Annotated in this window: 11 protein-coding genes; 4 read left to right on the forward strand and 7 right to left on the reverse strand. The window is 61.8% G+C overall.

Annotated features, from left to right (window positions below; genetic code table 11):
- Positions 1-6: 6 nt before the first annotated feature.
- Entirely contained in the window at positions 7-1,908 is a 1,902-nt protein-coding gene (locus tag ACINK1_RS05460) for a nucleoside-diphosphate sugar epimerase/dehydratase (protein ID WP_376800080.1), read from the reverse strand.
- 260 nt (positions 1,909-2,168) lie between these two features.
- On the opposite strand from ACINK1_RS05460, the gene ACINK1_RS05465 reads away from it, so the two are divergent.
- Complete coding sequence (locus ACINK1_RS05465) at positions 2,169-3,317, forward strand: DegT/DnrJ/EryC1/StrS aminotransferase family protein (RefSeq protein ID WP_376800081.1); 1,149 nt, start codon at positions 2,169-2,171, stop codon at positions 3,315-3,317.
- A 176-nt stretch (positions 3,318-3,493) separates the two neighbouring features.
- Positions 3,494-4,612, forward strand: a complete 1,119-nt coding sequence (locus ACINK1_RS05470) for an O-antigen ligase family protein (protein WP_376800082.1) — start codon at positions 3,494-3,496, stop codon at positions 4,610-4,612.
- On the opposite strand, the gene glp is transcribed toward ACINK1_RS05470, so the two are convergent.
- Genes glp through ACINK1_RS05495 form a run of 5 tightly spaced genes read right to left on the reverse strand, consistent with a single transcriptional unit; the run spans position 4,585 to position 9,664 of the window.
- Entirely contained in the window at positions 4,585-5,838 is a 1,254-nt protein-coding gene (glp, locus tag ACINK1_RS05475; RefSeq protein ID WP_376800083.1) for a gephyrin-like molybdotransferase Glp, read from the reverse strand. The genes ACINK1_RS05470 and glp overlap by 28 nt on opposite strands.
- Positions 5,839-5,840: 2 nt before the next feature.
- Positions 5,841-6,365 carry a molybdopterin-guanine dinucleotide biosynthesis protein B gene (gene mobB, locus ACINK1_RS05480; protein ID WP_376800084.1) on the reverse strand — a complete coding sequence of 175 codons (525 nt, stop codon included), beginning with the start codon at positions 6,363-6,365 and terminating at the stop codon, positions 5,841-5,843.
- Positions 6,362-8,305 carry a molybdopterin biosynthesis protein gene (locus ACINK1_RS05485; RefSeq protein ID WP_376800085.1) on the reverse strand — a complete coding sequence of 648 codons (1,944 nt, stop codon included), beginning with the start codon at positions 8,303-8,305 and terminating at the stop codon, positions 6,362-6,364. The genes mobB and ACINK1_RS05485 overlap by 4 nt, the downstream gene beginning before the upstream one ends.
- A gap of 7 nt (positions 8,306-8,312) precedes the next feature.
- The gene (locus ACINK1_RS05490) at positions 8,313-9,443 is read right to left on the reverse strand and encodes a molybdopterin-binding protein (RefSeq protein ID WP_376800086.1); all 1,131 of its coding nucleotides are present in this window, start codon (positions 9,441-9,443) and stop codon (positions 8,313-8,315) included.
- Positions 9,440-9,664 (reverse strand): sulfurtransferase TusA family protein, encoded by a 225-nt coding sequence (locus ACINK1_RS05495; RefSeq protein ID WP_376800087.1) that lies wholly within the window; start codon positions 9,662-9,664, stop codon positions 9,440-9,442. The genes ACINK1_RS05490 and ACINK1_RS05495 overlap by 4 nt, the downstream gene beginning before the upstream one ends.
- Before the next feature lie 86 nt (positions 9,665-9,750).
- Between ACINK1_RS05495 and ACINK1_RS05500 the strand changes: the two genes are divergently transcribed.
- Together ACINK1_RS05500 and mobA are read left to right on the forward strand one after the other, a co-directional pair.
- Positions 9,751-10,635, forward strand: coding sequence for a formate dehydrogenase accessory sulfurtransferase FdhD (locus tag ACINK1_RS05500; protein WP_376800088.1), 885 nt, complete (start codon positions 9,751-9,753; stop codon positions 10,633-10,635).
- Positions 10,628-11,266, forward strand: coding sequence for a molybdenum cofactor guanylyltransferase MobA (gene mobA / locus ACINK1_RS05505; RefSeq protein WP_376800089.1), 639 nt, complete (start codon positions 10,628-10,630; stop codon positions 11,264-11,266). Before ACINK1_RS05500 ends, mobA begins: the two co-directional genes overlap by 8 nt.
- 9 nt (positions 11,267-11,275) lie before the next feature.
- Here the strand turns inward: mobA and ACINK1_RS05510 are convergent, their stop codons facing one another.
- Positions 11,276-13,582, reverse strand: a complete 2,307-nt coding sequence (locus tag ACINK1_RS05510; RefSeq protein ID WP_376800090.1) for an NADP-dependent malic enzyme — start codon at positions 13,580-13,582, stop codon at positions 11,276-11,278.
- Between the last annotated feature and the right edge of the window lie 31 nt (positions 13,583-13,613).

Genomic DNA, 13,613 nt, shown 5'->3' on the forward strand with positions numbered 1-13,613 from the left:
ATCCGCTCAGGCAGCCTTGCGGTATGATGGAATAAGGCGGCCAAACAGACTTTCAGCCTGGGCGCCGTCTTCCGCATTGACGCAGGCTTCAAGCTCGCTGAGAAACCCGCGCATGACGGCATGTGTAGGAGCGCTGGTCCGCGCCCCGACAATACCAGGTGTCGACAGTTCGCGTGTCGGTTCATCGCTTGCAAACAGAATTTCGTGCAGCCGCTCGCCGGGGCGAATGCCGGAGAAAACGATGTCGATGTCGCGGCGTGGCTCAAACCCCGACAACCGTATCATCTGCTCGGCAACATCAAGGATACGCACCGGCTGACCCATGTTAAGGACATACACCGATACGGGCGGAACAATCGGCTGGACGGCGTGCTCAGCCGCCGTCACCACCAGATCGCAGGCTTCGCGAATGGTCATGAAGTAGCGCACCATATCAGGGTGCGTGACCGTGACCGGTCCGCCGGCCTCGATCTGTGCCTTGAATTTCGGGATGACGGAGCCCGATGACGCCAGAACATTGCCAAACCGCACCGAGATCAGGCGTGTTTTGCGCTGGGCTTCCTTGCCCGAGATGAGTTCACTATCGAGGCATTGCGCGTACATCTCGGCCAGGCGTTTGGTGGCCCCGAGAATTGACACGGGCTCGATCGCCTTATCGGTCGAAATCAGCACCAGCGCGCTCGCCCCGCAGGCTATCGCCGCATCGCAGACATTGACCGAACCGAAGACGTTTGTTTTCACGCCCTCCTGCCAGTTCCGCTCGAGGATGGGCACATGCTTCAGCGCTGCGGCGTGGAACACCAGGTCAGGCTGAAAGGAGTGAAACAGCGTCATGACACGATTGCGGTCTCGGATATCAGCAATCCGTCCTTCGACCTGGATCTCCGGCGCAGTTATCGCCAGTTTCTCAAGGATCGCATGAAGCGCTGGCTCGCCATTTTCAAGAATGAGGAGATGTTTCACTCCGAAAGAGGCAAGCCGCAGGCAAAGCTCCGCACCAATCGAGCCGCCGCCGCCCGTCACTGCCACGCGCTTGCCGGCGGCGAAATGCTTCAGCCTGGCATAATCGATGTCAACGCGCTCACGCAGCATCAGGTCTTCGACGTCAACCGGTGCCAGTCTGATCATCTGGCCATCGAGCGAACGCCCTGCCTCAAGCGAGGGCAGGCGGTTGACGGGCATGCCGATTTTGCGCGCCTTTACCAGCAACCGGTCAATGCCGCTCCCTTCGCCCAGAACCGAAGGTGTGAGGATCAGCCGCGTGGCGCGGACGTCATTTTGTTCCAGGCTGAAGATGGCGCTGTCGAGATCATGAAGTGAGCCCAGAACGGCGATGCCGCGGATCGACTGACCGAGATCAGACGCAGCCGGTGAGAGGATACCGACGGCTTGGATCTTTTTGATGGCCCCGCTTTCAATCGCCCGCAGCACGACATCAGCATCACTTGCCCGACCGACAATCAGCACCGGGCTTGCGTCATTGGCGATCCCACGCGCCTTGGTTCGCGTCAGGCGGTAGTAACGGTAGGCTAGCCGCGGTCCACCAAGGAGACAGATTTGCAGCACCCAGAAGAGCGCAATCGTGATTTTTCCAAAAAGCAATTCGCCGTAAAATGTCGATGACGCCAGCAAATAATCGACGATCACCAGGGTGAGGGCTAGAACCGTCACGGCCTGCGCAATGTTCTTCAGATCGGGCAGCGATGCAAATCGCCATTTGGCGCGGTAAAGATGGAAGCGGGCATAAACGAGCCCGGCATAGGCCACGAAAACCGGCAGGAAATAGGCGAGGTCCAGGAGCCGCTCTTCAAGCCCGTCGCGCTCGAAACGGATATAGAAACTTGCCAGAACCGCCGTCACCGTGACGAGCAGGTCGTGGCCGATAATCATCAGCTTGCGGCGATTCATGCGACGACGAACTGCACTTCCCTAGGGTCAAGCCAAAAGCGGCACCGCCTGCTATAGCTGACGGAGACCAATCTCAAAAGGAAAATAATGGGCCAATTATGGCCCGCCGGTCGATGTGGTATGGAAGATTGTAAACTTCAGTAAGAGAATGTGACACCGTTTCCAAGCTTCGCGACTGGACAAGGGTGTCTCATACGTCGAAAACCCGCCGGCGATTGCCGTTAACCGGCGCTGATTTCAGAAACAGGTTGTTTTGGACGATGAATAAACCTTTCAATCCGCCCGCTTTGCCGTTCATCGATCTTCAGGCGCAGCGCCATCGTCTGGGTGCGGCGCTGGAAGAGGCCATCCTCAAGGTCACCCGATCGGGAGCCTACATTCTCGGGCCTGAGGTCTTTGAACTCGAAGCGCAATTGGCACAATTCTGCGGTGCCGGTGAAGTTGTGACCTGCGCCAATGGTACGGACGCTCTGGCGATGGTCCTCATGGCCAAGGGTGTCAAACCGGGCGATGGCATCTTTTGCCCCAGTTTTACATTTGCCGCCACCGCTGAGGTGGTTGCCTGGCTCGGCGCCACGCCGGTTTTCGTTGATGTCGATGCCGAAACCTTCAATCTCGATACCGCAAGTCTTCACCAGGCGCTGAGAACAGCAACAGAGAAAGGGTTGACGCCGCGCGGCATCATCAGTGTCGATCTTTTCGGGCAGCCCGCCGATTATGAGCCGATTGAGGCATTCGCTGCAGCTCACGGACTGTGGCTGCTGAGTGATGCCGCCCAGAGTTTTGGCGCAACCTACAAGGGCCGCCGTGTCGGTACCATCGGCACGGCGACGACAACCAGCTTTTTTCCCGCCAAGCCGCTTGGTTGTTATGGCGATGGCGGGGCCATTTTTACGGACGATGCCGCATTGGCTGACATTCTGCGTTCCCTGCGCAATCATGGTGCGGGAAGTGATCGCTATGACAATATCCGCATTGGCATGAATGGACGCCTCGACACCATGCAGGCGGCTGTGCTGTTACAAAAGCTGACGATTTTCGAAGACGAGATCGTGCAACGCAACCTGATTGCCGAACGGTATAACCTGGCCTTGAATCAGGTGGCCATTGTCCCGAATTTGCCCCCAGGCGTCACCTCTGTATGGGCACAATATACGATGCGCGTCGCGCCTGACCGTCGCGAGGCGCTGGCGGCCCATCTGAAGGCTGCGGGCATTCCAACTGCGATCTATTACCCGATCCCGCTGCATCGCCAGAAGGCCTACGCGCATTACCCGAGTGCGGGTAATGGATTGCCAGCCACCGAAGCCATTGCCCGGGAGGTGATCAGCCTGCCGATGCACCCCTATCTTGATCTGCAGGCGCAAAATCATATCACCCAAGCCGTCGTTGAATGCTTGAGTAATTGAGTGTCATGTTTTTTCTCGTAAATCCGCTGACCTTGCGCTAGGGACAGCGGATGATCGTGCTCCCCCATCCCGTTTCCAGCGAGCGTCTGTGCCGGTCCGCTGATGTGGCAGTTCTGTGCATTATCGCCACCCTGCCATGGTCCACCTCAGGGACGAGCATCTTCCTTGCCATCTGGTTGCTGTTGGTTCTGCCGCAGACCGATTGGCGGCAATTGCTGCGGCAAGCGCGCCGATCGCCGAGTGTTTTTGCCATCATCCTTTTTCTGCTGACCGCGTTGTCGGTGCTGTGGTCGGGAGGTGTGGCGCAGGAGAAGCTGAATGGTGTGGGCGCGGTCGCAAAACTGGCCGTCATTCCGGTTCTGATTTTGCATGTGTCCAGGCGCGGTCATCTGGCGCACGAAGCTCTGCGCGTCTTTCTGGTCAGCACCACGGCATTGATGGTTCTGTCGTGGGTCAGCCTGATGATAAGTATCCCCAAGACAGCGCTGTTGTCGATGCTGGCGCCGGGTGTGCCGGTCAAGGATTGGATCTCCCAGACGAATTTCTTTTTGATCGCAGCCTTCGCCGCAGCCCACCTTGCGTGCGATGCCTGCACGCGCAATCACCATATCCGCGTGGCCGGCTATGCCGGGCTTGTGGCGGCCTTCATCGCAAATCTAATGTTCATCCATCCCTCGCGCACAGGGCTGCTGATCATCCCGGTGCTCGTCTTGCTTTTCATGGTTCAGCGCATCGGGGTGCGGCGCGGAACGCTGATCGGCTTGGCAACGTCGATCCTGGCGTGTTTGCTGCTATGGCAAACCTCTGAGCGGATCCGCGAGCGCGTGGAAAGTGCGATTACAGAAGTTCATCGCTATTCAGCAAATGGCGAAGCGACATCGGCAGGATATCGTTTGGAGTGGTATCGCCAGACGTCCGGGCTCGTCGCCCACTCCCCGATCATCGGTTATGGTGCAGGCGGCGTCCGTGCGGCAATGGAGGGCATGGTCAAAGCCGGAACGCTCGATGAAAAATTTGTAACCTCAAATCCGCATAATCAGGCGCTGCTGACCGCCATGCAGACCGGCCTGATCGGCGTTGGGCTGTTGATGGCGATGTGGCTTTCCCACACCATCGCGCTCGCTGGTTCCAGCCTCGCGGCTCGTATCGGTCTTGCCATCGTCATACAAAACATCGCCGGTGGCTTCTTCAATAGTCATTTGGCCGATTTTACCCAAGGCTGGATGTACGTGATCGGTGTTGGCGTTACGATTGCCGCCGCACGCTCTCAGGCCTCGATCACTGCGAATGGATAAAATGACAGCAGGTCACCAGGCCGGACCTCGGTGATCGCTTCGTCAAGATCAACCAGCCCGTCCGATGCGGTCAGCGATGTGATAACGCCGGCCCCATCCTGCCGATGTTTTCTCGCCAGGCGGACCGGCTGCTCATCGCCAAGCGACACGCGCACGAATTCGCGCCGCCCGGCGCGTTTGCGATAGGCGAAATCGGCGCGCACTGGCAGCCCAAGCGGGGGCCGCCACGTCTCACCGGCAAGCGCGGCCAGCAACGGGCGGACGATCTGGGTGAAGGTGACATAGGCTGCCACCGGATTGCCCGGCAGACCGACGAAGGCTTTGCCGTTGATGACCCCGGCGGCGACCGGCCGCCCGGGCTTGATGCCAATCCGCCACCAGTCAAGACGCCCGATGCGCTCGATAACCGCTTTGACGTGATCTTCTTCGCCCGTCGATACGCCACCCGATGAAATGACGACGTCAGCCTCGCTCGCCGCTTGGGTCAAAGCTGCCGCAAGCGCTTCAGGTTCATCGCGCACGATGCCACCATCAATCACGTCGCAGCCAGCCGCCTGCGCCAGAGCCGCGAGCAGCGGGCGATTGGCATCGTAAAGCCCGGCATTGCCGACAACACTGCCGGGCGCCATCACCTCGTTGCCGGTCGACAGGAGCGCCATGACCAGACGTCGGCGCACCGGCAGGTCTGCCAACCCCAATGCCGAGGCGAGCGCCACATCCTGCGGGCGCAGCCGCAATCCCTGACGAAGCGCGATCTCGCCAGCCGCTATGTCTTCGCCGGCAAATCGTGCATTGGCGCTACGTTTCAGCCCTGCCGGCACAACGACATGCGCTCCCTCGACGCGGACGTCTTCCTGCATGAAGATGGTATCGGCACCTTCTGGCAGCGGCGCGCCGGTGAAGATGCGCGCTGCCTCGCCAGCGCCCAGCGGATGTTTCGCCGAACTGCCGGCGGTGACCCGGTTGGTGATCATCAGGCGTGTGTCGCCAACCGGCGCCACATCGCCGATCCTGACCGCATAGCCATCGACGGCCGAGTTGTCGAAAGCCGGGATCGACAAGGGCGCGATGATGTCTTGGGCCAAAATGCGTCGGCCGGCCGCCATGACGTCAACGATTTCGACGGTTGCAACGGGCGTCAGGCGCTGTCGCAGCGCGGCGCGTACCTCATCCAGAGTGGCAAGCTTGCCACCGAACGCCAGACTGTCATCGCTGAGCTGCGCCATCTCTAGCCCGCATTGTCCGGAAAGGGCGCGGCAAACCGCAGACAGGCATCGGCGATTGCCGGGATGTCATCGAGATCAAGTAGCGGCAGCCGCGCGCCTTCAATCACGCTGTCACAGGCGATCGCCCGGATCGCCGGGTCGTCAGGATAAAGCAATGGCTTGTTGTTCGCCCGCCTATGGATTTCGATCTTGGCGTGCGGCGCACGCTTGAAGCCTTCGACGAGCACCAGATCGCAGGGAGCAAGACGGGTGAGCAGAGCCGGCAGCCCCGGCTCGCCGCGCTCGTCATGCTCGCTCATGAGGGCAAAGCGGCGCGCCGATGACACCAGGACTTCGCGGGCTCCGGCGCTGCGATGACGAAAGGAATCCTTGGTTTCATCATCAACATCGAAAGCGTGGTGCGCATGCTTGATGGTGGATACCTTGAGCCCGCGCCCGATCAGTTCGGGAAGCAACCTGACGACCAATGTCGTCTTGCCGGCACCGCTCCACCCGGCAAGACCGATGATGACGTGGCGGATCGTCATCGTGGCTTGAAACCCATCGCTACAAGGGCGCTACGCACGTTCTCGTCACGCAATGCGGCAAGGAAGGCTGCAATCGCCGGCGTTCCGCGGCGCGCTGCCGGGATGACAAAATCATAATGCTCCTCGGCGAGCGCTGCAAAGCCCAGCCCGTAGGCAGCAGCAATCGGCGCGATGGTGATCCCCCAGTCAGCGCGCCCCTGCGCAACCGCTGCGGCAACCGCATTATGCGATCGTGGCTGGTTCGACCAGCCGGGGGGCTGCGCACCCTCAAGCAGGCGGTCGATCAAAACTCGCGTGCCGGCACCGGGATTGCGATTGACCATGATGCACCCGGCATCATGGGCCGCATCACGAATAGCAGCCTCGGGTTCGCGACCGGCAAAGCGCGGATCATCTTTGCGGAAGGCCAGACCCTGCAGACGAAGCCAGCCGGGAACCAGGTCGAGGGAGCTGTCAACAAAGGGTGCGTTATAGCTATTGCTGGACGCGTCCAGCAGATGGATCGGAGCCACATCGCATTCATCACGCTTCGCCATCGCCAATCCGGCCTGGCTGCCAAGCGCAAGAAGGCGGGGGCGCACATGGCGCGACACCAGATCAAGGCTGAGTGCGTTGAGGCCGACACACTGGCTGCCGGCAATCAGGAGATCAGGCAGACCCTGCGCGCCGGCGATCATGGTGACGCTGAGCGTTGAACCTGCCTCCACGCGCTCGACAAGGGGTGCGATCTCGACGAAGCCATCGGCCTGCGAGAACGACGTGACAGCACCCGAACCCTTGCCGGTTGCCAGAGCCTTGAGACCGTCAGGCGAGGACGCAAGCGTCACCATGGCAAATTCGCTGCGCCCCAGTTCGGAGACAATGCGAAGGGGTGTCACAGCCTCGATGACGGCATGACGAGCGCCCGCCAGACCCGCCATGGCCCGGATCAGCGGGGCGACAAATGTCTGGAAGGTGACGATGGCGGAGGTTGGAAAACCAGGCAGAAGCGCGATCGGCTTGCCGTCTGCCACCGCGAGGCAAAGCGGCTTGCCAGGCTTCAGCGCCACGCCGTGGACAACAATGCCGGGCGCTCCCAGGCCGGCGACGATACGGTGAGTGAGGTCGCCATTGCCCTTCGATGTCCCGCCGGAAACGACCAGCATGTCGCATCCGGCCATCGCGTCGGCCAGCGCCTTGCGCAGCGCCTTCTCATCGTCGCGGATGACACCAAACGACACCGGCAGCCCGCCGCTCTCGGTAATGGCTGCTGCGAGAATGGCCGAATTGGAATCATAAATCGCGCCGGCCTCCAACGGCGCCCCGGGTGTGACCAGTTCATCGCCCGTGGAGATGACGGCAATGCGCGGCTGCCGCACCACCTCGACCTCGCCAATTCCGCAAGCGGCCAGCACGCCGATGTCGCGCGAGCCAAGGATGGTGCCCGCCAGCAGCACCGTTTCGCCGCGCGCGATATCCGAGCCGGCGAAGGCCATCGCCTGTCCGGACCTCACCGCCTGGCGGATGGCAACGCCCGCGCCGTCAGGTTCGCTGTGCTCGACCATGACAACGCTATCCGCACCACGCGGCATCATGGCGCCCGTGGCGATCCATGTGGCGCTTCCCTTTTCGACCATACTGGCAGGCGTTGGAACGTCGCCGCAGGCAAGGCTCTGCCGGGTGAGCGCCAGATAGCGCGGCTGGGCCTCGTTTGCGCCGGTGCTGTCGACCGATCGTATGGCAAAACCGTCGACCAGGGCGCGATCGAAAGGCGGCACATCGATGGGACTGTTGACCGCCTGCGCAAGCACGCGAGCGAGCGCATCCTCAAGGCGCACTTTTTCGCTTCCAAGCTGGCGCGGCGGGTAGGCTTGATGCCAGCGCGCCAGCGCTTCCTCCTTCGACACAACGTCGAGAAATTGCTGCTGGGCGATGACGGACGGCTTGATGATCTCGGTCATCGAACGCTCACTCACAATCTGGCCAATGATTAAGGTCGAGAATAGCCACCTCGCTGCCTTCGGCAAAGCCTTCGCTTTGCGGCGAGACGACAACAATCCCGCCTGCTTCCGCCAGCCCCTTGAGGCCCATCCGTTCGCTGCCAAGCGGCATAATCCCGTCGGCCTCGGCGCGGACAAAAACCAAGCGCGTCAATCCCGCCGGTCCGGCAATCTTGCGTTTGAGGCGGCGAGGTGAGGGCGCAGGTCCACGACGTTCTCCCGACAGGCGGGCAATCATCAGCCGCCCGAGCGTCATCGTCAGCGCCATGACGGCTTCCGGCGCGCCCGGCAGTGCCAGAACAGGCGCCTTACCACACATCGCCAGTGCCGCCCGTCTTCCCGGCGTCACCGCCATTTCAGCCGCAAGCACAATCCCCGCCGACGCCAGTCCTGCCCTTGCAACATCATCGGTTCCCGCACCAAGCCCGCCGATGGTGATCACAGCATCAGGGTTCACGGCTTGCAGGGTGCTTTGCAAGGCAGGAAGCGCGCCGCTCATCGTCGTGCAACGGATGTAAGGGGAAAGCCCGCCTAACACGTCGCGGCAGGCTTCGGCCAGCAACCCGTTCGCCTCACCGAGAGCGAGGATCGCCAGGCGCGGTCGCCGTACCATCACGCTCCGGGTGCCGCCGAGCCTGAGCGCTGCCATCGTCGCGCCCGTCAACCGTGTTCCGGCATCCGCCAGCACCTCGCCCTGCCGGGCCAGCGTGCCGCGGTGAAGGACATGCCCGCCAGAGTTTGCTTCGCCAATTGCCTCACCGCTCTCCGTCACATCCTCGCTTGGCAAGATCGCATCGAACCCGTCGGGCAGGCGCTGTCCCGCCATGATGAACGGCGCGGCCGCGTCAAGCGGCAGGGGGGACAGGGGGCTGGCGCCGATGAGGCGTTCGGACATAACGACATAACCGTCGCGCAGCGCCATCGCATAGCCCGGCACGTCCGCATCGGCAGCGACTGGTTCGGCCAGCACCAGACCAGTCGCCTCGTCAAGCGCCAGCGTCTCTGCGGCGCAAGGGCGAACATGCTGCGCGATCAGCCGGCAGATGGCTGAAAAGGCGAGCATGCCGCCTGCTGGCACGGGGCGCGCGCTGGTGCTCATGCCTTGCGTACGGTAAACGTCAGGATGCTGCTATCCCGGCTCGTGTCTTCGAGATGGTCACCCGTTTCCTGCAGAAGATGGGGAATGTCGATGGCGGCCAGCGGATCGCTGCATTCAACGACAATAACGGTGCCGCTCGCAAGGCGCGTCAGAGCCTTGCGTAATTTCAACGCCGGCAAGGGGCATTTCAGACCCTTCAGATCAAGGCGGGACGTTTCCATCACAGAGGAATGCGAGATCGAGGCGTCGTCGTCAACTCTGGCCTTCGGTCTTGCCAAATCGCTGCCGCCACCCCCATTCTGGTGACATGGCTCTTTCGCTCGACAGCTACCTCATCCGCCCCGACCCGCACGACCCGCGTCTGACGGTGAAGGTGGATGGTATAGATCAGAACGGCCGGGCCATCACCAGTGCTGTAACCGTCGAGCGGCCGCTGACGCTTTATCTCAACGCCCAGGAGATCGTCACCATGATGACGATCGGCGATCATCCTGATTTGCTGGCGCTGGGCTATCTGCTCAATCAGAACATGCTGCAGGCTGACGATCAGGTGACGGGCGTCGACTACGATGAGGATCTGGCCGTCGTCGTGGTGCGGACCGCGCATCATACCGATTACGAGGGCAAGCTGAAAAAACGCACCCAGACGTCAGGTTGCGCGCAGGGTACGGCTTTTGGCGACATGATGGAAGCGCTCGACAAGATCGTTCTGCCGCCGGCGGAACTGCGGACCTCATGGCTCTATGGGCTGACGCACACCATCAACCAGACGCCTTCGCTCTATCTCGAAGCCGGCGCCATTCATGGCTGCGTACTGGCAAAAAGTGCCAATCCGCTGGTCTATATGGAGGATGTGGGGCGCCATAATGCTGTCGACAAGATCGCCGGCTGGATGTTTCGCAACGCCGTCGATCCCGCCGACAAGATTTTCTACACCACCGGGCGCCTGACCTCGGAGATGGTCTTGAAGACCATCCGCATGGGCATTCCGGTTCTGGTCTCGCGCTCGGGCTTCACAGCCTGGGGTGTTGAGTTGGCACGCAAGGCCGGATTGACGTTGATCGGGCGCGCGCGCGGTACGCGCTTTGTTGCCCTGGCTGGCGCTGAGCGCCTCATCTTCGATCTTGATCCCGCCAAAATTCCTGAGGAAACATCGCGCCAGCGCCGCAAGGGATCATCTGACGATGATTGACGTGCCGCGCACGCTTGGCGTCATCCTTGCCGGAGGATTGTCGCGGCGCATGGGTGGTGGCGACAAGGCGCTGAAACCCCTCGCTGGCAAGGCCCTTCTTGACCATGTCATCGCCCGCTTTCACCCGCAGGTCGATTGTCTCGTGCTCAATGCCAATGGCGATGCCGGACGCTTTGCCGCTTTCGATCTGCCGGTCATCGCTGACGGCCTGCCGGATTATCCCGGGCCGCTCGCCGGCATTCTGGCGGCTCTTGATTTTGCCGCCGGACATCCGGCCGGCTACCAATGGGTTGTCTCGGTCACAGCCGACGGGCCGTTTCTTCCCGTCGATCTCGTAAGCCGGCTGCATAGCACGAGGAGCGAGGCGGACCGTCCTCTCGCCTGCGCGGCCTCCGGCGGTTATACCCATCCAACCATTGCGCTCTGGCAGGTGCGGCTCCGTGATCATTTGCGCCAGGCCATGGTCGATGAAAATTTGCGCAAGATCGATACTTGGACGGCGCGCCGTGGCTGCGTTGCCGTGCAATGGGCGAGCGACCCGGTCGACCCGTTCTTCAATGCCAATACGCCTGAGGAGCTTGCGGCAGCCGAGGCGATGCTCGCTGCTGTGCGGAGTAACGCGCGCGAGTGAGCGAGAACCTCAGCCCGCTGCCTTGACGACGGGCGCGTCGCTTGCCTGCGCTTCCGCTACCGCTACCGCCGTCATGTTGACGATGCCGCGCCCGGTAACGGAGGGTGTCAGGATATGGGCCGGCTTGGCGGTGCCAACCAGAATGGGGCCGACCGGCAGAGCATCCGTCGTCACGCGGATGGCGTGGAAGGTGCTGTTGGCGGCTGACTGATTGGGCATGATGAGGACGTTGGCCGCGCCTTTCAACCGGCTGTTTGCCAGTATTCTGGCGCGCTTTTCGGGCTCGAGCGCCGAATCGACATGCATCTCGCCATCGACCGCCAGTTCAGGCGCACGCTTCCATATGAGTTCGACGGCGCGGCGCATTTTGTCAGCTTCAGCGTCGTCATGCGAGCCGAATTCAGAATGCGAGATAAGCGCGATGGCTGGTTCTAGTCCAAAGCGGCGTACATGGCCGCCTGCCAGGATCGTCATGTCGGCGATCTCCTCGGCGCTCGGATTGAGCGTCACATGGGTATCGGCCATGAACAGCGTTCCCCATGAGGTGATGAGGAGCGACAATGCGGCAAGGCTGTCGGCGCCGGGAGCAAGCCCGACAATCTGGCGGATATGGCGCAGATGCGACACAAAACGCCCTTCGACGCCACAGATCATCGCATCGATCTCGCCGCGCCACAGCGCCAGCGCCGCGATGACGGTATTGGAGGTGCGCACGATGGTGCGTGCGGCATCCAGCGAGATGCCCTTGCGCCCGGTGCGCTCGTGATAGGTCTTGACGTAATCGCGGTAGCGCACGTCGCTCTCCGGATTGACGATCTCGAAATCAACCCCCGGCCGCATCGCAAGCCCGAAACGCTGGCAGCGCGCCTCGATCACCTGCGGTCGACCGATGAGGATGGGAATCGCAAGCCCGTCGTCCAGGATGACTTGGGTGGCGCGCAGCACGCGCTCATCCTCGCCCTCCGCATAGATGATGCGCTTCATCTGCCCGCGCGCTGAATCGAAGATCGGTTTCATCAGCAGGCCGGAGCGGAAGACGAAGCGGTTGAGTTCTTCGATATAGGCGGGCATGTCGACAATCGGCCGGCTCGCCACGCCGCTTGCCGCCGCCGCTTCCGCCACCGCCGGGGCAATGCGCAGGATGAGACGCGGATCAAAAGGCGAGGGGATCAGCATGTCAGCACCGAACGTGCGGCTTTCCCCGCCATAGGCGCGCGCCACCACTTCCGAGGGCGCCTCGCGGGCAAGGGCGGCGATCGCCTTGACGGCAGCCGCTTTCATCTCCTCGTTGATGGTGGTTGCCCCGCAATCAAGCGCGCCGCGGAAGATGTAGGGAAAGCACAGGACATTATTGACCTGATTGGGAAAATCAGATCGCCCAGTGCAGATCAGCGCGTCAGGGCGTGCCGCCCGCGCCTCTTCCGGCATGATTTCCGGTGTCGGATTGGCAAGCGCCATGATGAGCGGACGCTCGCCCATCGCCTTCACCATATCAGGCTTCAGAACTCCGCCTGCCGACAGGCCAAGAAAGACATCGGCACCAGCAATGACCTCGGCGAGCATGCGCAGGTCACTCTTCTTGGCAAAGACGTCCTTGTAGCGATCCATCAGCTTGCCGCGTCCGACATAGACCAGGCCTTCGATATCCGTCACCCAGATATTCTCGGGTTTCGCCCCCAGCGCCACCAGCTGGTTGAGGCAGGCGATCGCCGCCGCGCCGGCACCCGACGTGACGATCTTGACCTTCGCCAGATCCTTGCCGGCAATTGCCAGGCCATTGACGATCGCGGCGGCGACGATGATGGCCGTTCCGTGCTGATCGTCGTGAAAGACGGGGATCTTCATGCGCTCGCGCAGGCGCGCTTCAATCTCGAAACATTCCGGTGACTTGAAATCCTCAAGATTGATGCCGCCAAACGTCGGCTCCAGCGCCGCCACGACATCAACTGCGCGATCAACCTCCGGCGCGTCGATTTCGATATCGAATACATCGATCCCGGCGAATTTCTTGAACAGGACCGCTTTGCCCTCCATCACCGGCTTTGAGGCAAGCGGCCCGATATTGCCAAGCCCCAGCACGGCGCTGCCATTTGACACCACCGCCACCAGATTGGCGCGCGCCGTCAGATGGGCCGCCTGGGCCGGATCGGCGGCAATCGCCTCGCAGGCCACCGCCACGCCGGGCGTGTAGGCAAGGGCAAGGTCGCGCTGGTTGCCAAGCGGCTTGGTGGCCTTGACCTCGAGCTTTCCGGGGCGGGGATAACGATGATAGTGGAGGGCGGCCTCGCGCAGTTCCTCGGTGACGTCGCGGCCCATGATGTACCCTCCAATCCTCGTTTTCTTGACA

The sequence above is a fragment of the Raskinella chloraquaticus (SeqCode) genome (assembly GCF_021731865.1).
Lineage (GTDB): Bacteria > Pseudomonadota > Alphaproteobacteria > Rhizobiales > UBA4765 > Raskinella > Raskinella chloraquaticus.